The following is a 19,127-nucleotide window of genomic DNA, read 5'->3' on the forward strand; positions in this document are numbered from 1 at the left end:
GCCCGCCTCGTAAGAGCCTGTTCACGATCTCCGCGTAGCCCGCGTTGCCTTGCTTTGGCCGGGTATTGCGGAAACCTTTCGCGCACGAGATGCGCTCCTGCGCGTTGCGCTAGAGTCGGGGCGACGTCCATCGTGACCGCCGGGGAGGATCATGCCGCCCGCACCTGTCTGCCGCCGCAACGCCGAGGCTCGCCTTGCCGGGCCCTGAGGCCGCCGCGAGCGTGGCCTTCGCCATCGACCACGCGAGCAAGCATTACGGCAACGTATGCGCACTCGACGGGCTCAGCCTGGATTTTCCCACCGGCACCACCACCGCGCTGATCGGCAGCAGCGGCTCGGGGAAGTCCACCGCGCTGCGCCTGTTGCTGGGGCTGGAATGGCCCGACCGCGGGCAGGTGCGGATCGACGGCGAAGTGCTGCGGCCGGCGCACGTGCTGGCGCTGCGCCAGCGGGTCGGCTACGTGATCCAGGAAGGCGGCCTGTTCCCCCACCTCTCCGCGCTGGGCAACCTGGCCCTGCTGCCGCGCCACCTGGGCTGGGACATGGCGCGCATCCGCGCCCGCGCCGGGGCGCTGGCGGACTTCGCCCACCTGCCGCGCGCCGCGCTGGAACGCTATCCGGCCGAGCTTTCCGGCGGCCAGCGCCAGCGCGTGGCGCTGATCCGCGCACTGATGCCCGACCCCGACGCGCTGCTGCTGGACGAGCCGCTGGGCGCGCTCGACCCGATCGTGCGCCACGAGCTGCAGGAGGAACTGAAGTCCATCTTCGACGAACTCGGCAAGACCGTGATCCTGGTGACCCACGATCTCGCCGAGGCGGCGTGGTTCGCCGAGCGGCTGGTCCTGATGCGCCGCGGCAAGGTGGTGCAAGACGGCCGCTACGAGGACCTGCGCGACCATCCCGCCGACACGTTCGCCGAACGCTTCGTCAAGGCGCAGCGCCGGCTGCCGGAAGCCGCGCGATGAGGCTCACTCCGGCCTGGCTGACACTGGCCGCGTGCCTGCTGCTGCCGTGGATGGCGCGGGCCGGCGACGCCCCCGTGCGGATCGGCTCCAAGCAGTTCACCGAGTCGGTGATCCTGGGCGAACTGGCCACGGTCACGGCCCGCCGGGCCGGCGCCGCGGTGACGTACCGGCCCCAGCTCGGCGGTACCCGCATCCTGTGGCAGGCGCTGCGCGACGGCGACATCGACGTCTACCCGGAATACACCGGCACGATCACCCACGACCTGCTCAAGGACCTGCCCGCCGACGCCGGCATCGACGCCCTGCGCGCACGGCTGAAGCCGCTCGGCATCGGCATCACCGACGCGCTGGGCTTCGACAATACCTACGCCATCGGCATGCGTGCCGACGAAGCCGGGCGCCTCGGCATCGCGCGCATTTCCGACCTGGCGAAACACCCGGAACTGCGCTTCGGCTTCTCCAACGAATTCATGGATCGCGACGATGGCTGGCCGGGCCTGCGCCGTCGCTACGCCCTGCCGCAGACGCAGGTGAACGGCATGGAGCACGTGCTCGCCTACCGCGCGCTGGCCAGCGGCGCCGTCGACGCCACCGACGTGTACAGCACCGACGCCGACATCCTGTACTACCACCTGCGCACGCTGGACGACGACCGCCACTACTTCCCGCGCTACCAGGCGGTCTACCTGTACCGGCTGGCGCTGGAGCGCAGCGCGCCGGACTTTGTCGCCGCCCTGCGCAAGCTGGCCGGCCGCATCGACGCAGACGCGATGCGCCGGATGAACGCGGCCGTGAAGCTGCAGGGACGCCCAGAAAGCGCGGTGGTCGCCGACTTCCTGGGCGTGCCGGTCCGTGCCGCCCGCGGCGGGTTCTGGCCGCGGCTGCTCCGGCGCAGCATCGAGCACGTCGAACTGGTCGCCGTGTCGCTGGGGCTGGCGGTGCTGCTGGCGATCCCGCTGGGCGTGCTGGCCGCCCGGCTGCAGCGGCTGGGCCAGCTGGTGATCGGGCTCACCGGGATCCTGCAGACGGTGCCGTCGCTGGCGATGTTCGTGTTCATGATCCCGCTGTTCGGCATCGGCGCGGGGCCGGCGATCGCCGCGCTGTTCCTGTACAGCCTGCTGCCGATCGTGCGCAACACGCACGCCGGTCTGGCCGGCATCGCGCCGGAGCTGCGCGAATCCGCCGCCGCGCTGGGCCTGCCGCCCGGCGTGCGGCTGCGCCGGGTCGAGCTGCCGCTGGCGATGCGCTCGATCCTGGCCGGCATCAAGACCGCCGCGGTGATCAACGTGGGCACCGCCACGCTGGCGGCGCTGATCGGCGCCGGCGGCTACGGCCAGCCCATCCTCACCGGCATCCGGCTGGACGACATCGGCCTGATCCTGCAGGGCGCCGTGCCGGCGGCGCTGCTGGCGCTGCTGGTGCAGGGCATCTTCGAAGCCGTCGAGCACTGGCTGACGCCGCGCGGGCTGCGCCTCGAAGCCAGGCTCTGAGCGCCCGCCCAAAGCCTCCGTACATTCCCCACCGACCGTCACCCCGGCAAAGCGCTTGCGGCCGGACGCCGCTTGCGGAACAGTGAGGCATTCGTCCCCACGGAACGCGACATGGCGCAGCGGCAGCCCATCACCCTCATCGGCGGCGGCCTGGTCGGCGCCCTGCTCGGCACCCTGCTGGCGCGCCGCGGCTTCGCCGTGGAGCTGTTCGAGAAACGCGCCGACCCGCGCCTGGCCGGTTTCGCCGGTGGGCGCTCGATCAACCTGGCGCTGGCCGAGCGCGGCCTGCATGCGCTGCGCCAGGCGCAACTGGCCGACGACGTGCTGCAGCGCGCAGTGATGATGCGTGGCCGCATGGTGCACCCGCAGGGAGGCGAGCCGGGCCTGCAGCGCTACGGCGTGGACGACGGCGAGGTGATCTGGTCGGTCTCGCGCGGCGCGCTGAACGTGCTGCTGCTGGACGCCGCCGAGGCGGCCGGCGTGCGCCTGCATTTCGGCCAGTCGCTGGCCGGCGCCGATTTCGACGCGCAGCGGATCCGTCTCGCCGACGAACACGGCACGCAGCGCGAGCATGATGCCGGCGTGCTGGTGGGCGCCGACGGCGCCGGCTCCGCGCTGCGCGCCGCGATGGAGGCGCGCGTGCCGCTGGGCATCCGCGTGGAGCCGCTGGGCCACGGCTACAAGGAACTGGAGATCCCGCCCGCCGCCGGCACCGGCCGCGGGCGCTTCGCGCTGGAGCCGAACGCGCTGCACATCTGGCCGCGCGGCGGCTACATGTGCATCGCGCTGCCGAACACCGAAGGCAGCTTCACCGTCACCCTGTTCCTGCCCGCGCAGGGCGCGCATCCCAGCTTCGCCAGCCTGCCCGATGCTGCCGGCGCGGCGGCCTTCTTCCGCGAGGACTTCCCCGACCTGCTGCCGCTGATCCCGCGCTTCGCCGAGGACTACGACGGCCACCCGGTCGGTTCGCTGTCCACGCTGTACCTGGACCGCTGGCACCTCGGCGGTCAGGCGCTGCTGATCGGCGACGCCGCCCATGCCATCGTGCCGTTCCACGGCCAGGGCATGAATTGCGGCTTCGAGGACGCGGTGGCGCTGGCCGGCCTGCTGGCCGAATCCGGCGACGACACCGCCGGTGCCTTCGCCGAGTTCCAGCGCGTCCGCCAGCCCAACGCCGACGCCATCGCGGCGATGGCGCTGGAGAACTACGTCGAGATGCGCGACTCGGTGGCCGACCCGCACTACCTGGCCAAGCGCGCGCTGGGCGCCCGGCTCGCCGGGCGCATCCCGGGCCACTACATGGCGCGCTACCGCATGGTCACCTTCACCCACTTGCCCTACGCCTATGCGCTGGAGCGCGGACGGGCGCAGGACGCGCTGCTGCAGCGCCTGCTGCGGGGCGGTACCGATGCGCAGGCGGTCGACCTGGACGCCGCCGCCGCCCTGTTCGAGCGCGAACTGCCGCCGCTGGCGCATGGATGAGGCGCTGCTCGCCGCCTATCGCGCCACCGAGTACCGCGTGCGGCTGCCCGGCGGCGGCTGGGCCGCGATCCGGATCGGCGCACCGCCGCCTGCCGTGCTGCGCACGCTGATCGACGCGCGACCGTGGGGTTTCGTCACCGCATGGAACCCGTATTCGCGGCCGCTGCCCCGCGACGCCAACCGCCTCGCGCAACGCGCCCTGCTGGCCGAGTTGCGCGCACTGCCCGGCATCGCGGCGATCCGTGCGGGCTGCGGCGCCGGCCCGGACGGCTGGCGCGAACCCAGCCTGTTCGTGTCCGGCGCGAGGACGGGTGCGCTGGACACACTGGCCCGGCGGTACGAACAGAACGCCTACGTGCACGGCCACGGCGCCGCGCCGGCACGGTTGCGCCTGCCGCGCTGACGGAAGCGGCAGCACGCCGCATGGACAAGCTCGCCGGGCATTGCGGAGAATGCCCGGGATGACCGCGACCGCCCCCGCCACGCCGCTGCTCGAGGCCCGCGCCCTGCGCTTCCACCGCCAGGACGAGCCGGTGTTCGGCCCGCTGGATTTCCGCCTGCACGCGGGCGAGCTGACCCTGATCGAGGGCGACAACGGCAGCGGCAAGACCACCCTGATGCGCCTGCTCACCGGCCTGCTGCGCACCGAGCACGGCGAGCTGCTGTGGCGCGGCGAACCGTTGCGCCATGAGCGCTGCGCCGGCGAGGTGGTCTTCCTCGGCCACCAGCTCGGGCTGAAGGCCGAGCTGAGCCCGCGCGAGAACCTGCGCGTGGCGATCGGCCTGTACGGCCGCCGCGAAGGGCCCGACATCGATGCCGCGCTGGCCCGCGTGGGCCTGGCCGGCTACGGCGACGAGGCGGTGCGCCGGCTCTCCGCCGGGCAGAAGAAGCGCGCCGCGCTGGCGCGGCTGCTGCTGGTGCCGGCGGTGCTGTGGCTGCTCGACGAACCCTACGCCAACCTCGACCGCACCGGCATCGAGCTGGTCAATCGCCTGCTGGAGGCGCACGTCGCCGCCGGCGGTGCCGCGCTGGTGACCAGCCATGGCGCGGTGAGCTTCCACGGTGGCGCGCCGCAGCGGATCCGCATGCATGGCTGAGTCCTGCCGCACCGCCGCCGCGAAGCCTCTCCCCCTGCTTGCAGGGAAAGGCCGGGAGGGGGTGCAACCCCGCGGCACGGCCTCGCCCCTCCCCGACCCTCCCCTGCTCGCAGGGGAGGGAGCAAGACCATGAGCCGCGCACCGCTTTCCCGTGCCTGCGCCGCGCTGCTGCGGCGCGACCTCGTCCTGGCCTGGCGCCAGCGTGGCGACATCGCGCTGCCGGTGCTGTACGCGCTGATCGTGGCCACGCTGTTCCCGTTCGCGCTGGGACCGGACCTGGCCCTGCTGCAGCGGATCGCCGGCGGCGTGGTGCTGCTCACCGTGCTGCTGGCGATGCTGCTGGCGCTGGACGGACTGTTCCGCGGCGACCTGGAGGACGGCTCGCTGGAGCAGCTGGTGCTGTCGCCACAGCCGCTGGCGCCGATGCTGGGCATGAAGATCCTGGCGCACTGGCTGACCACCGCGCTGCCGCTGATCGTGATCGCGCCGCTGCTGGCCAGCCTGCTGCACCTTCCGGCCGCGGCGATGCCTGCCCTGCTGCTGGCGCTGCTGCTGGCCACGCCGCTGGTCAGCTTGCTCGGCGCGGTGCTGGTGGCGCTGACGGCCGGCACGCGGCGCTCTGGTATGCTGCTGGCGCTGATGCTGCTGCCCTTGTGCGTGCCGGTGATGATCTTCGCCGCCGGCGCCCTCGCCGCCGCCCAGCAGGGGCTGCCGTGGACCGCCCCCATCGCCTGGCTGGGCGCCGCGCTGGCGCTGGCCGTGGTGCTGGCGCCACTGGCCTGCGCCGCCGCCCTCCGTATCGCCCTGGACGCCTGAGATCGCCATGTCCACCTGGATCCCGCTCTGGTTGCACCGCCTCGGCTCGCCGCCCACGTTCTACGCTTTTGCCGGCAGGCTGCGCCCCTGGGCGATCGGGCTCGCGCTGCTGCTCGGCATCGTCGCGCTGTACGGCGGGCTGGTGCTGGCGCCGCCCGACCGCTACCAGGGCGACGACTACCGCATCATCTTCATCCACGTGCCCAGCGCGTGGATGAGCCTGTTCATCTACGCGGTAATGGGCGTGGCGTCCTTCGTCGCGCTGGTGTGGCGGATCAAGCTGGCCGAGGTGGTGGCGATGGAGTCGGCGCCGGTCGGCGCGGCGTTCACCTTCATCACCCTGGCCACCGGCTCGCTGTGGGGCGAGCGCATGTGGGGCACCTGGTGGACCTGGGACGCGCGGCTCACCTCGGAACTGGTGCTGCTGTTCCTGTACCTGGGCGTGATCGGGCTGTACCACGCCTTCGAGGACCGCCGCCAGGGCGCGCGCGCCGCCGGCTTCCTCGCCATCGTGGGCGTGGTCAACGTGCCGATCGTGCATTTCTCGGTGAAGTGGTGGAACACCCTGCACCAGGGCAGCACGGTGAACCTGTTCGGCCAGTCGCACATCGCCGGCGACATGCTGTGGCCGCTGCTGACCATGATGCTGGCGACCAAGTGCTACTACGTGGCCAGCCTGTGCGGCCGCGCCCGCGCCGACCTGCTGGCGCTGGAGGGCGGCAAGGACTGGGTGCGCCGCATTGCCGCCGGGGAGGCCCGATGAGCGGCCTGCGCGACTTCCTCGCCATGGGTGGCTACGCCGCCTACGTGTGGCCGGCCTACGCGGTGTTCTTCCTCGTGCTGGCCGCCGACTGGCTCGCCCCCGCGCTGCGCCGCCGGCGCCTGCTGCGCGAGCTGCGCGGCCGCATCGCCCGCCAGGAGGCGCGTGAACGACGCGGCACGGACGCCTCCACCTCCCTTCCGCCCGCGACCTGAGCGCGGCCGCAGCACGGCATCACGGCATCGACATGAACCCCACGCGCAAACGCAGGCTCGTCATCGTTCTCCTGGTCGTCGCCGCCGCGGTGGTGGCGGTGGGGCTGGCGGTGTTCGCGCTGTCGCGCAACATGAACTACCTGTTCACCCCCAGCCAGGTGGAGGCCGGCCAGGCCCGCGACTACCGCAGCTTCCGCCTCGGCGGCATGGTCAAGGCCGGTTCGATCCAGCGCAGCAAGAGCTCGCTCGAGGTGCGCTTCACCGTGGTCGACGCCGACGGCTCGATGCCGGTGCGCTACGACGGCATCCTGCCCGACCTGTTCCGCGACAACCAGTCGGTGATCGCCACCGGCCACATGGACGGCGACCATTTCGTCGCCACCCAGGTGCTGGCCAAGCACGACGAGACCTACATGCCGAAGGAACTGAAGGACGCGATGGCGAAGGCGCACGCGGGCCAGCACGTCGACGCGGCCGCCACGCCGGAGACGATGCCATGACCCCCGAACTCGGCCAGCTCGCGCTCATCCTCGCCCTGCTGCTGGCGCTGGCGCAGTCGGTGCTGCCGCTGCTCGGCGCCTGGCGCGGCAACCGCGCGCTGATGGCGGTGGCGCGGCCCGCCGCGGCCGGACAGGCGGTGTTCGTGGCGCTGGCCTTCGCGATCCTGGCCTGGTCGTTCCTGCACTTCGACTTCTCGGTGCGCTACGTGGCCGACAACTCGAACCTGGAACTGCCCTGGTACTACCGCATCGCCGCGGTATGGGGCGCGCACGAGGGATCGCTGCTGCTGTGGATCCTGATCCTCAACGTGTGGACGGTCGCGCTGGCGATCTTCGGCCGCAACCTGCCGGAAGCCTTCGCCGCGCGCGTGCTGGCGGTGCTGGGGCTGGTCTCGGTGGGCTTCCTGTCGTTCACGATCTTCACTTCCGACCCGTTCGCGCGACTGCTGCCGATGCCGATGAACGGCGCGGACCTCAACCCGGTGCTGCAGGACCCGGGCATGACCTTCCACCCGCCCATGCTGTACATGGGCTACGTCGGTTTCTCGGTGGCCTTCGCGTTCTCCATCGCGGCGCTGCTGGGCGGCTCGATGGAACAGGCCTGGGTGCGCCAGGCGCGGCCGTGGACCAACGCGGCCTGGGGCTTCCTCACCTGCGGCATCGTGGCCGGCAGCTGGTGGGCCTACGCCGAACTGGGCTGGGGCGGCTGGTGGTTCTGGGATCCGGTGGAGAACGCCAGCTTCATGCCGTGGCTGGTGGGCGCGGCGCTGATCCACGCGCAGGCGATCACCGAGAAGCGCGGCTCGCTGCGCGCGTGGACCATCCTCTTGTCGATCTTCGCCTTCTCGCTGTCGCTGCTGGGCACCTTCCTGGTGCGCTCGGGCGTGCTGACCAGCGTGCACGCGTTCGCCTCCGACCCGCGCCGCGGCCTGTACATCCTGTGCTTCCTCGCCGTGGTGGTGGGCGGCTCGCTGCTGCTGTACGCGCTGCGCGCGCCGAAGGTGGTCGGCGGCAAGCCGTTCGCGGTGGTCTCGCGCGAGACCGCGCTGCTGGTCGGCAACCTGATGCTCGCGGTGGCCGCGGCGATGGTGCTGCTGGGCACGCTGTTCCCGCTGCTCGGCGACGCGCTGCACCTGGGCAAGGTCTCGGTGGGGCCGCCCTACTTCGGCCTGCTGTTCCCGTTGCTGATGACGCCGGTGGTGCTGCTGCTGCCGCTCGGGCCCTGGCTGCGCTGGGGCAAGGGCGACGGCGGCCTGCTGAAGGGCGTGCTGGCGCGCTGCGCCGTCGCGGCGCTGGCCTGCGCGGTCGTCGCCGCCTTCTTCGTGCACGGCGAGCCGAAGGCGATCCTCGGCGTGGCCGCGGCGGTGTGGGTGGGCGCCGGCGTACTGCTCTACGTGATCAAGCGCTGGCGCGAGATGCCGCGCGGCCGCCGTTACCCCGCCGAGATGGCCGGCATGCTGCTGGCGCACCTCGGCGTGGCGGTGTTCCTGGTCGGCGTGCTGCTGTCCGAATCGCTCAGCGTCACGCGCGACGTGCGCATGGCGCCCGGCGACACGCAGACCATCGCCGGCTACCGGTTCCGCTTCGACGGCATCAAGCAGACCGTCGGTCCCAACTGGCACGCCGAGCAGGCCACGGTGACGGTGAGCCGCGACGGCAGGCCGTACGGCACGATGCACCCGCAGAAGCGCACCTACCCGCACGACCGCGTGCAGACCGAATCGGCGGTGGACGCCGGCCTCACCCGCGACCTGTACGTGGCGCTGGGCGAGCCGATGGACGCCGGCAACCTGCAGGGCGCCTGGGCGCTGCGCCTGTACTACAAGCCGTTCGTGCGCTGGATCTGGGGCGGCGGCCTGTTCATGATGCTGGGCGGCTTCGTCTGCGCCTGCGACCGGCGTTTCCGCGGCAAGCGCGTCGCCGCCGCCGAAGGCACCGATGAAGCCGTACCGCTGCCGCGGGAGGCCCGCGCATGAGCCGCCTGCTGCCCTTCATCGGCTTCGTGCTGCTGGCCGCCCTGCTCGGCTTCGGCATCTGGTGGAACACCGGGCACGATCCGCGCACGGTGCCCTCGCCGCTGATCGACAAGCCCGCGCCCGACTTCGCCCTGCCCGAGCTGGACGACCCGTCGAAGACGGTCAGCAAGGCCTCGCTGCTGGGCAAGCCCTACCTGGTCAACGTGTTCGCCAGCTGGTGCTATGTCTGCGGCGAGGAACACCCGGTGCTGATGACCCAGGCGAACAGGCTCGGCGTACCGCTGGTCGGCTACAACTACAAGGACGCGCCGGGCGACGCCAAGGCCTGGCTGGCCGACCATGGCAACCCGTACAGCGTGGTGATCGCCGACCGCAGCGGCCGCACCGCGATGGACTTCGGCGTGTACGGCGCGCCGGAGACCTACCTGATCGACGCGAAAGGCGTGATCCGCTACAAGCGCATCGGCCCGCTCACGCCCGAGGTGATCCGCCAGCAGCTGGAACCGGCCATCGCCGCGCTGAAGAAGGAAGCGCCATGAGCCGCGCCCGGTTGCGCGCGCTGCTGGCCGCGCTGCTGCTGGCCTGTGCCGCCGGCGCGGCGGCGCAGGCGATCGACCCGCTGCCATTCAGGGACCACGCGCAGGAACTGCGCTTCCAGCACCTCACCCAGCAGCTGCGCTGCCTGGTCTGCCAGAACGAGACCCTGGCCGATTCCAACGCCGACCTGGCGCGCGACATGCGCCACGAGGTGTTCCGGCTGATGCAGCAGGGCAAGAGCGACGACGAGATAAAGCAATATCTGGTCGATCGTTATTCCGATTTCGTGCTGTACAAGCCGCCGCTCCAGCCCAACACTTGGCTGCTGTGGTTCGGGCCGTTGCTAATCCTGGCCGCCGGCGCCGTGGTGGTGGCGGTGAACGTGCGCCGGCGCGCCCGCGCCGGTGCGTCGGGCGGCGACGCTGCCGACGGCCCCGCGCCCGACAACAACACTGAGGACGACTGGTGAGAGCTGTTTTCTTCGTCGCCGCCGCGGCCATGATCGCCACGGCGCTGGCCTTGCTGCTGCTGCCGTTGCTGCGCCACGGTCGCCGGCAGGGCCACTCGCGCGGCGTGTTCGCGCTGGCGCTGGGCATCGCCTTCGTGCTGCCGCTGGCGTCGGCCGGGCTGTACCTCGCCGTGGGCACGCCGGCGGCGCTGCGCGGCGTGGCGGCCCAGGACCAAACCACGATGGACATCGACCAGGCGCTGCACAAGCTGCGCGCCCACCTGGCCGAGCATCCCGACGACGCCCAGGGCTGGATGCTGCTGGCCCAGGCCGCCACCGCCATGCAGCAGCCGGACGAGGCGCGCGACGCCTACGACCGCGTGCTGAAGCTCTCCCCCAACGACACCGTGGCGATGGTGGGCTGGGCCGAGGCCGATTCCATGCTGCGCGCCGACCACCGCATCCAGGGACGCGCCCGCGAGCTGCTGGACCGCGCGGTGCGGCTGCAACCGGACAGCCAGCGCGGCCTGTGGCTGCTCGGCATCAGCCAGTACCAGGACGGCCATTACGCCGAGGCCGCCGCCACCTGGCGCCTGCTGCAGCCGCAGCTCGAACCCGGCTCGAAGGTGGCGCAGGCCGTGGCCGGACAGATCGCCATGGCGGACGCGCGCGCCGGTGGCCAGCCCGCCCCGGCCGCCAGTGCCGCCGCATCCGCGCCTTCCGCGGCAGCGGCCGGCCCCACCCTCACCGTGCAGGTCTCGCTGGCGCCCGCGCTGAAGGACCGGCTGGCCGCAGGCGATACCCTGTTCGTCTACGCCCGCGCCGAGCAGGGTCCGCCGATGCCGCTGGCGGTGGCGCGGCTCGATGCCTCCCGGTTGCCTGCCACGGTCACGCTCACCGACGCGATGGGCATGCTGCCGCAGATGAAGCTGTCTTCGGCCAGGCGCGTCTTCGTCGGCGCACGCATCAGCAGGAGCGGCCAGGCCGTCGCGCAATCCGGCGACCTCGAAGGCGATGCCGGCGTGGTGGCGGTGGACCGCAAGGCGCCGGTGAAGATCGTCATCGACACGATCCACGGATGAGTCCCGCCGCATGAGCCACGACGCGCGCCGCTACTTCGACCTGCCCTCGCCGTTCCCGATGAAGCGCGGCGGCGCCCTGCACGGCGCGCGCGTGGCCTACGAGACCTGGGGCACGCTGAACGCCGCGCGCGACAACGCGGTGCTGATCCTCACCGGGCTCTCGCCCAGCGCACACGCCGCCTCCAGCGCCGGCGACCCCGGCCCCGGCTGGTGGGAAGGCATGCTCGGCCCCGGCAAGGCCATCGACACCAACCGCTGGTTCGTGGTCTGCGTGAACTCGCTGGGCAGCGACAAGGGCTCCACCTGCCCCGCCTCGATCGACCCCGCCACCGGCGAGCCCTACCGGCTGAGCTTCCCCGAGCTGTCGCTGGAAGACGTGGCCAACGCCGCGCACGCGGTGGTGGCCGCGGGCCTCGGCATCGAGCGGCTGGCCTGCCTGATCGGCTGCTCGATGGGCGGCATGGGCGCGCTGGCCTACATGCTGCTGCACCCCGGCAGCGTGCGCACCCACGTCAGCGTGGACACCGCGCCGCAGGCGCAGCCGTTCGCCATCGCCATCCGCTCGCTGCAGCGCGAGGCGATCCGGCTCGATCCGCAGTGGAACGACGGCGACTACGACATCCACGCGCCGCCCGGCGAAGGCCGCCATCCCGACATCGGCATGAGCATCGCGCGCAAGCTCGGCGTGATCACCTACCGCTCGGCGATGGAATGGAACGGCCGCTTCGCGCGCATCCGGCTCGATCCCGAGCAGCGCGACGACGATCCGTTCGGGCTGGAATTCCAGGTCGAGTCCTACCTCGAAGGCCACGCCCGCCGCTTCGTGCGCACCTTCGACCCCAACAGCTACCTCTACCTCTCGCGCGCCAGCGACTGGTTCGACATCGCCGAATACGGCCACGGCAGCGTGCTGGAGGGCCTCAAGCGCATCCGCGTCGAGCAGGCGCTGGTGATCGGCGTCAGCACCGACATCCTGTTCCCGCTGGAGCAGCAGGAACAGATCGCCGAAGGCCTGCGCGCCGCCGGTGCCGAGGTGGAATTCGTGGCGCTGGATTCGCCGCAGGGGCACGACGCCTTCCTGGTCGACATCGACAACTACAGCCGCGCCATCGGCGGCTTCCTGGCGCGGTTGTGATGGCCCGCCGCCCAACGCGGTACCATAGGGCGATACAGGCAACATCCCCGAGAACGCCATGCTCACCACCGAATTTCCCGGCTGCCGCAAGTTGATCGACGCCATCGACGCGGCGGTGGCCAAGGGCGCCACGCCGGCCATCACCGACAGCCTGCGCCACAGCCTGTGCAAGCTGATCCGCGACGACGACGTGCAGCTGCCCGGGTGCGTGTTCGAGACCGCCGAGGGCCGCTACGCGCGCCGCGAGCTGTACCGCAGCGACGAACACGGCTACTGCGTGGTGGCGATGACCTGGGCGCCCGGCCAGGGCACGCCGATCCACGACCATTGCGGCATGTGGTGCGTGGAAGGCGTATGGAGCGGCGCGCTGGAAGTGGTGCAGTACGAGCGGCTGGACGACCAGGGCGGCCATTGCCGCTTCCAGGCGGTGGGCTCGATCCAGGCCGGCCCCGGCTCCGCCGGCAGCCTGATCCCGCCGCACGAGTACCACACCATCCGCAACCCCAGCGACAGCGACGTCGCGGTGAGCCTGCACATCTACTCGGGCAACATGACCCACTGCGCGATCTTCCAGCCCCTGCCCGGCGAAGCCGGCTACCAGCGCTGCGACCGCCAGCTGGGTCTCGACCCGGTGCACTGAAGCCGGCATAATCCGTCGGCTGCATGCCGGTGTGGCGGAATGGTAGACGCGGCGGACTCAAAATCCGCTTCTGGCGACAGAGTGGAGGTTCGAGTCCTCTCACCGGTACCAGGAATCGAGACACCCCGCCTCGCGCGGGGTTTTTCATGCCTGCGCCGCGCGCCGCGACCCGCGCGCCACAAGGGCGCATCCCGTGGCGTACGTTGTGGAAGGAGCGGTGGACGTGTGCTACTACTGGCGCGTTCCCGGTCGTTCGGGCGCGAGGAGCACACGCATGGCGAAGCTGGCAAACGCGGCGTTTCTCATGGCTGTGCTGTCAAGCACGGTCCAAGCGCAGACCAACGCAGGCGGGCAGAAAGCCGACCCCGACCTGCCCTTCGCCATCACCCGGGTGGCGAGTCTCGAGCTGCCCTGGCGCATCGCCTTCCTGCCCGATGGACGCATGCTGGTGACCGAGAAGGTCGGCCGCGTCGACCTGGTCACCCCGCAGGGCGCCAAGACCGGGATCAAGGGCGTCCCGCCCAGCTACTTCGAAGGCCAGAACGGCATGCTGGGCGTCTTCCTCTCGCCCCATTACGCCACCGACCACGATGTGTACCTCACCTACGCCGAACCGGGTGACTACGGCGGCGGCCTGGCGCTGGGACGGGGCCGGCTCGTACTGGACGGCAAGCAGCCCCGGCTGGACGGCTTCCAGGTGCTGTGGCGCCAGATGCCCAAGGGCAAGGGCGGCCAGGAAGGCGCGCAGGTCGCCTTCTCGCCGGACGGCAAGTACCTCTTCCTCACGGTCGGCGACCGCCAGCGCTTCACGCCCGCCCAGGATCCCGACCAGCCGGAAGGCAAGATCCTGCGGCTGACGCTGGACGGCAAACCCGCGCCGGGCAATCCGTGGGCCGGCAAGGTCGGGGCCCGCACCATTCCATTGATCGACCCGCCGGCCGATACCGAGGCGGCCAAGACGGCGCCGGTGATCAGCACCTATACGTTCCCCGGGCGCAACCTGACGCCGGCCGAAACCTGGAGTACCGGCCACCGCACGCCCTACGGCCTCGCCTTCGCTCCCGACGGCCGGCTGTGGGAGCTCGAGCACGGCCCGCGTGGCGGCGACGAACTGAACCTGATCCGGCGCGGCAGGAACTACGGCTGGCCGCTGGTCTCCTACGGCGTCAACTACGACGGCGTGCCCATCCCGAGCCCCGACACGCGGCCCGACCTCGCCAAGCCCGTGATCTACTGGGTGCCGGTGATCGCGCCGGGCAATCTCATGTTCTACAAGGGCCACGCCTTCCCGCACTGGAACGGCAGCGCCCTGATCAGCGGCCTGGCCGGCGAGACCATCGTCCGCATCACCTTCGACGGCAAGGGCGGCGCCACCGCGGTCCAGCGGTGGAACATCGGCAAGCGCGTCCGCGATATCGAGGAGGCGCCGGATGGCTCGCTGTGGATGCTGGAAGACGCCAATCCCGGCGGCCTGTACCACCTCACGCCGAAATAACCCGATACCGCGCGAGGCACGGTTGTGCCGGCGCCGCGGGCGGCGTTCGGCCGGCGCGAGACGGCCTACAGCTCGCGCACGACACGGAAACCCACGCGCCCGCTGCGCACGTCGCCATCCGCGCCCTGGCGGAACGCCGAGCGCACCTGTTCCGGCGAGCTGCCCCAGGAACCGCCGCGGATCACGTGCACTGAACAGCCCGGGTTGATCCATGCACTGCCGTCGGCAGGCGCGCGGACGTAGTTGTCGTGCCAGCAGTCGGCCACCCATTCGGACACGTTGCCGCCCATGTCGTAGAGGCCGAACGGGTTGGCCTCGAAACGCATCACCGGCGCCGGTCCCCAGTAGCCGTCGCGGTAGCCGCGGAAGGCGTGGCTCCAGCGCCGGCCGTTGCTGGAGCGGTCCAGTCCGCCGGTGATGTTCTCCACCTTGCGCGTGGGCGTGCCGTCGCCCCACCAGTAGGCGGTGGTGGTGCCCGCACGCAGGGCATATTCGAACTCCGCCTCGCTGGGCAGGCGATAGGGCTTGCCGGTGCGCTGGCCCAACCAGTCGGCGTAGGCCTTGGCGTCGCGCCAGGAGACGTTCACCACCGGCAGGTCGTCGCTGGCCGGATGGCCGGCGTAGTCGTCCTCCCAGGTGGCTCGGGAATCGTCGCGCATCGCGCCGCTGCGGGCGTCGTACACGCTGGCCCCGCCCAGCCGCACCGAGTCCGGACGGTAGCCGCTGGCCTTCACGAACTCGCGGAACTGGCCCACGGTGACGTCGCTGCGTGCCATCGCGAAGCCCTTGGCGATGGTGACCCGATGCTGCGGCGTCTCGGCGTCGCCGTGGCCATGTTCGTTGTCAGGCGCGCCCATCAGGAAGCTGCCGGTGGGCACCACCACCATCGCCGGCGCGTGGCCGGGCAGGTCCACGTAGCGGTCGGTGAACACCTGGCCCGGCTTGTAGCTGGCGTACAGGCGCGCATTGGTGAGGTGTTCCTCGAACGCCTGGATGCCGTCCAGGTCGGGGCTGATCGCCTGCGCCTGGCCGGCCAGCTGCCGCGCCAGCGCCAGGTTGCCGGCGTCCAGCGCGGAACGCGCCTGCGCCAGCACGCCGGCGGCGCGCTGCTGGCGGATGCCGTCCACGCGCGCACGCACGCTCTGCAGCTGCGGCGAGTCGGCCTCGATCGCCTGCGCCTCGGCCAGCGCCTGGTCGGCGCCGGCGAAGTCGTTCTGCGCCACCGCCGCCAGCGCGCGGTCCAGCACCGCGCGCTGCACCTGCAGGATGCCCTGCGCCGCCACCGCGTTGTCGGGATCGAGCTGCTGCACTTGCCGGTACAGATCCAGCGCGCTGCCACCCTTGGGCTGGTCGGCCTTGCCCTGCGCCAGCAGGCCGGCGGCCTGGGCCAGGATCGGCCGTACCTGCTGCAGGGTCTTCAGGCTGGCGTCGAGCGTGGCCACGTCGTCGGTCGTGTCCGGCAAGGTCTTCAGCTGGTCGAGCAGGGTGCCGGCCGATTCGGCGTCGCCCACCGCGATGTCCTGGCCGATCGCCGCGATCAGGCGCGAGCGCACGCGGTCCAGCCCCTGCGCCGCGGCGCGGCTGTCCGGCTTCTGCTTCAGCGCCTCGGCGTACAGCGCGCCGGCGCTGTCGTCCGCGCCGCCCAGCTTGCCGGCGTCGAATGCCTTGTCCGCCCGCGCCAGCAATGCCCGTACCGCCGGCGGGTCCGCGCTGAGCTGGGTCGGCAGGGCGGCGTCCTGCCGGCGCAGGCGCGCGGCGATCACCTCGGTGGGCGCCAGGGTCAGCGGCGGGCCGGCGTTCAGTTCGCGCTGCGCGGCGTTCGCCGACGCTGATGGCGAGGCCACGGACGGCGCCGCCGCGCGCGCCGCCTGCTGCGTGCGGCGCGCCGCCTCCTCGTCCGGGTTGATGTGGAACCAGCGCGGAAAGAAGTGGTAGGACAACGCGAACGCCAGCACCAGCATGCCGAGGCCACCGCCGAGAGTGCGCTGGCGATTGACGGATTGCTTGCTCGGCATGGTTGGGGTTCCGGGGGCGGCCTGCTATGGTGCGCCGCCTACCTTATGGCACAGCCCGTGGCGGGGCAATTGCGACACGCGCCCGCCCTTCGAGGAACCGCATGCTTTCCCCCGCACCCACCGCCGAATGGATCGACCAGCGCAGCGCACTGGAGCGCTGGCTCGCCGAACTGCCGCCCGACGCCTCGCCCGGGCTCGACACCGAGTTCATGCGCCGCAACACCTTCCACCCGCAGCTGGCGCTGCTGCAGCTGGGCTGGAACGGGCGCCATGCACTGGTGGACCCGCTCGCGTTCGACCTCGGCGATGCGCTGCGCGCGCGGCTGGCCGCGCCGGGCACCACGGTGGTGATGCACAGCGCCGGCGAGGATCTCGAAACCCTCGCGCCGTGGCTGCCCGACGGCCCCGGCACGCTGTTCGACACCCAGCTCGCCGCGGCCTTCGCCGGCCTCGGCCTGGGCGTGAGCTACCGCGCGCTGGTCGCCGAGCTGGCCGGCGCGGAACTGGACAAGGGCGAGACCCGCTCGGACTGGATGCAGCGCCCGCTCACCGAATCGCAGCGCAGCTACGCCACCCTCGACGTGGTCTACCTCGACACCTTGCACGCGCAGCTCGCCGAACGCCTGCGCCAGCGCGGCTACGCCGACTGGCACGCCGAGGATTGCGCGCGCCTGAAGCAGCGCGCCAGCCATCGCGAGGGCGAGCCGCAGCCCCAGCGCGGCTTCCGCAGCGCCGCCGAATGGCCGCGTGCGCAACAGGCCCTGCTGCGGCGCATCCTGCTGTGGCGCGACCGCAGCGCGCGCACGCTGGACCGTCCGCGCCCCTGGCTGCTGGAAGACGCGCTGGCCCTCGCCCTGGCGCAGCAACCGCCGGCCAGCCTCGCCGAACTCGACCAGCGCGGCCGCGGCCAGCGCGCGCTGCGCGCACCGCAGCGCGCGGAACTGTTCGACCTGCTGCGCGTCCCGGCCGACGACGCGGAGCAGGCCGCCACCGCGCCCATCCCCGCCCTGCCCTTCGGCGAGACGAAGAAAGCCTTCGCGGCGATGAAGCAGGAAGTCGACCGGCGCGCCGCCGAGCTCGACCTGCCCCCCGGCCTGCTCTGCCCGCGCAAGGCGCTGGAGGAATACGCCGTCACCGCCGAATGGCCGGAGCTTCTCGACGGCTGGCGCCGCGAGGTCCTGCACGACGCCCTTTCCGCCCTGCTCCCCGCCTGAACGCACACGCCGGGGTCTTGGCGAGGCCCCGGCACGCTGCTAAGATGCGTAGCTCGCGTGGGGCGGTAGCTCAGCTGGGAGAGCGTCGCGTTCGCAATGCGAAGGTCGGGAGTTCGATCCTCCTCCGCTCCACCAATTGCTTCAACGATTCAGGCCGCCTCGCAAGGGCGGCCTTTTTCGTTGGTGAATACCAACCTTCAGGGAGATCTGACGGTACAGCCCTGTGCCGGTACCCGCAATTTCTTCTTGCCACCCAGGCCGGGCCTATCTTAACTTAGCAGGTCACAGGGGCTGCGACGGTTGGATTCGTCGCACGCAGGATTGGGGCAAGACACGCAGGGATAAGGAATGACGCGCATATCCGCAACAGATGCGGTGTCTGGGCGTGCGGCGAGTGGGCGAAGCTGGGCTAATGGCCTGGCTTGCATGTTGCTGGCCGCATATGCGTCGCCACTCTACGCTGCGTCCCCACCGTCGTACGACTGCCTCATCGAACCGGCTGAGACCGTCGAACTCGGCACTGCCGTCGGTGGCGTACTCGGTTATGTCTACGTACGGCGTGGCGAACGGATCAAGCGTGGGCAGGTCTTGGCCATGCTGGATTCCCGAGCGGAACAGGCTGCCGCCGACTTGGCCCGCTACAAGTCCCAGCTCGTCGGCCCCTCCGAACTGGCCGAGGCGAAGATCGAGTTCTCGAAGCGCAAGTTCGAGCGCCGCAAGGACATGGCCACCGAGAAGCTACTGGCGCAGCAGGACAGCGACGACGCCGAATCGGAGTTGCGTCAGGCACAAGCTGATTTCAAAGTGGCGCAGGAAAACCGCAGGGTGGCGCAGCTCGAATACGCGCAGCAACAGGCCCAGCTCGCCCTACGCACGATTCGCAGCCCTTTCGATGGTGTCGTGGTCGACCAGATGATCTGGCCAGGCGAAACCGTCGAGCCGGGCGCAGCCAAGCACGCCATCCTGAAACTTGCGCGACTCGACCCGCTGCATGTGCGCGTGGTCATGCCCATGCAGGCCTTCGGCAAGTTCAGGGCTGGAATGAAGGCTGCCGTTGTGCCCGAGATACAGCCGGGCAAGAGCTATACGGCCAGCATCTCCAGCGTCGATCCCACGATCGATCCCGCAAGTGGCACCTTCGTGGTGTTTCTCGATTTGCCGAATCCTCGGTTCGATACGCCGTCGGGTGTGAAATGCCGGGCGACGTTCGGTGCCGCCCCCTCTCGCCAGCAAGCTAGCCAGTAGCACGCCCGTATTTCC

General features: G+C 71.3%; 19 protein-coding genes and 2 tRNA genes. 20 read left to right on the forward strand and 1 reads right to left on the reverse strand.

Going from position 1 to position 19,127, the window contains the following annotated elements:
• Positions 1-194 precede the first annotated feature (194 nt).
• The 17 genes from QMK61_RS01210 to QMK61_RS01290 all read left to right on the forward strand — a co-directional run bounded on the left by QMK61_RS01210 (position 195) and on the right by QMK61_RS01290 (position 14,638).
• Positions 195-965, forward strand: a complete 771-nt coding sequence (locus QMK61_RS01210; protein WP_302069878.1) for an ATP-binding cassette domain-containing protein — start codon at positions 195-197, stop codon at positions 963-965.
• Entirely contained in the window at positions 962-2,455 is a 1,494-nt protein-coding gene (locus QMK61_RS01215) for a glycine betaine ABC transporter substrate-binding protein (RefSeq protein ID WP_302069879.1), read from the forward strand. The genes QMK61_RS01210 and QMK61_RS01215 overlap by 4 nt, the downstream gene beginning before the upstream one ends.
• Before the next feature lie 111 nt (positions 2,456-2,566).
• Entirely contained in the window at positions 2,567-3,937 is a 1,371-nt protein-coding gene (locus QMK61_RS01220; RefSeq protein WP_302069880.1) for an NAD(P)/FAD-dependent oxidoreductase, read from the forward strand.
• Positions 3,930-4,340 (forward strand): DUF3293 domain-containing protein, encoded by a 411-nt coding sequence (locus tag QMK61_RS01225; protein WP_302069881.1) that lies wholly within the window; start codon positions 3,930-3,932, stop codon positions 4,338-4,340. The genes QMK61_RS01220 and QMK61_RS01225 overlap by 8 nt, the downstream gene beginning before the upstream one ends.
• Before the next feature lie 58 nt (positions 4,341-4,398).
• Entirely contained in the window at positions 4,399-5,034 is a 636-nt protein-coding gene (gene ccmA / locus QMK61_RS01230; protein ID WP_302069882.1) for a cytochrome c biogenesis heme-transporting ATPase CcmA, read from the forward strand.
• 129 nt (positions 5,035-5,163) lie between these two features.
• On the forward strand, positions 5,164-5,850 hold the full coding sequence (gene ccmB / locus QMK61_RS01235; protein ID WP_302069883.1) for a heme exporter protein CcmB: 687 nt from the start codon (positions 5,164-5,166) through the stop codon (positions 5,848-5,850).
• A 7-nt stretch (positions 5,851-5,857) separates the two neighbouring features.
• Entirely contained in the window at positions 5,858-6,613 is a 756-nt protein-coding gene (locus tag QMK61_RS01240) for a heme ABC transporter permease (RefSeq protein WP_302069884.1), read from the forward strand.
• 5 nt (positions 6,614-6,618) lie between these two features.
• Entirely contained in the window at positions 6,619-6,825 is a 207-nt protein-coding gene (gene ccmD / locus QMK61_RS01245) for a heme exporter protein CcmD (RefSeq protein ID WP_302069973.1), read from the forward strand.
• A 32-nt stretch (positions 6,826-6,857) separates the two neighbouring features.
• Positions 6,858-7,325, forward strand: a complete 468-nt coding sequence (ccmE, locus tag QMK61_RS01250; RefSeq protein WP_302069885.1) for a cytochrome c maturation protein CcmE — start codon at positions 6,858-6,860, stop codon at positions 7,323-7,325.
• Positions 7,322-9,301, forward strand: a complete 1,980-nt coding sequence (locus QMK61_RS01255; RefSeq protein WP_302069886.1) for a heme lyase CcmF/NrfE family subunit — start codon at positions 7,322-7,324, stop codon at positions 9,299-9,301. The genes ccmE and QMK61_RS01255 overlap by 4 nt, the downstream gene beginning before the upstream one ends.
• The gene (locus QMK61_RS01260) at positions 9,298-9,840 is read left to right on the forward strand and encodes a DsbE family thiol:disulfide interchange protein (protein WP_302069887.1); all 543 of its coding nucleotides are present in this window, start codon (positions 9,298-9,300) and stop codon (positions 9,838-9,840) included. Before QMK61_RS01255 ends, QMK61_RS01260 begins: the two co-directional genes overlap by 4 nt.
• Positions 9,837-10,307 (forward strand): cytochrome c-type biogenesis protein, encoded by a 471-nt coding sequence (locus QMK61_RS01265; RefSeq protein ID WP_302069889.1) that lies wholly within the window; start codon positions 9,837-9,839, stop codon positions 10,305-10,307. Before QMK61_RS01260 ends, QMK61_RS01265 begins: the two co-directional genes overlap by 4 nt.
• The gene (locus tag QMK61_RS01270) at positions 10,304-11,368 is read left to right on the forward strand and encodes a tetratricopeptide repeat protein (protein WP_302069890.1); all 1,065 of its coding nucleotides are present in this window, start codon (positions 10,304-10,306) and stop codon (positions 11,366-11,368) included. The genes QMK61_RS01265 and QMK61_RS01270 overlap by 4 nt, the downstream gene beginning before the upstream one ends.
• A gap of 10 nt (positions 11,369-11,378) precedes the next feature.
• Positions 11,379-12,503, forward strand: coding sequence for a homoserine O-acetyltransferase (locus tag QMK61_RS01275; protein WP_302069891.1), 1,125 nt, complete (start codon positions 11,379-11,381; stop codon positions 12,501-12,503).
• Between the two features lie 58 nt (positions 12,504-12,561).
• Positions 12,562-13,143, forward strand: coding sequence for a cysteine dioxygenase family protein (locus QMK61_RS01280; RefSeq protein ID WP_302069892.1), 582 nt, complete (start codon positions 12,562-12,564; stop codon positions 13,141-13,143).
• Positions 13,144-13,168: 25 nt separating this feature from the next.
• Positions 13,169-13,254, forward strand: a tRNA-Leu gene (locus tag QMK61_RS01285).
• Positions 13,255-13,417: 163 nt separating this feature from the next.
• Positions 13,418-14,638, forward strand: a complete 1,221-nt coding sequence (locus tag QMK61_RS01290; protein ID WP_302069894.1) for a PQQ-dependent sugar dehydrogenase — start codon at positions 13,418-13,420, stop codon at positions 14,636-14,638.
• 65 nt (positions 14,639-14,703) lie between these two features.
• Here QMK61_RS01290 and QMK61_RS01295 read toward each other — a convergent pair whose 3' ends face one another.
• Positions 14,704-16,653: an SUMF1/EgtB/PvdO family nonheme iron enzyme gene (locus QMK61_RS01295; RefSeq protein WP_302069895.1), complete on the reverse strand. Its 1,950-nt coding sequence runs from the start codon at positions 16,651-16,653 to the stop codon at positions 14,704-14,706.
• Positions 16,654-16,754: 101 nt separating this feature from the next.
• On the opposite strand from QMK61_RS01295, the gene QMK61_RS01300 reads away from it, so the two are divergent.
• The 3 genes from QMK61_RS01300 (at position 16,755) to QMK61_RS01310 (ending at position 19,112) form a co-directional block, all read left to right on the forward strand.
• A complete protein-coding gene (locus QMK61_RS01300) occupies positions 16,755-17,867 on the forward strand; it encodes an HRDC domain-containing protein (protein ID WP_302069897.1) in 1,113 nt (370 codons plus the stop codon).
• Between the two features lie 59 nt (positions 17,868-17,926).
• A tRNA-Ala gene (locus tag QMK61_RS01305) sits at positions 17,927-18,002 on the forward strand.
• 291 nt (positions 18,003-18,293) lie between these two features.
• Positions 18,294-19,112: an efflux RND transporter periplasmic adaptor subunit gene (locus QMK61_RS01310; protein ID WP_302069898.1), complete on the forward strand. Its 819-nt coding sequence runs from the start codon at positions 18,294-18,296 to the stop codon at positions 19,110-19,112.
• The last annotated feature ends 15 nt before the right edge of the window (positions 19,113-19,127 follow it).

The organism is Fulvimonas sp. R45 (assembly GCF_030504985.1).
Taxonomy (GTDB): Bacteria; Pseudomonadota; Gammaproteobacteria; order Xanthomonadales; family Rhodanobacteraceae; genus Rhodanobacter_A.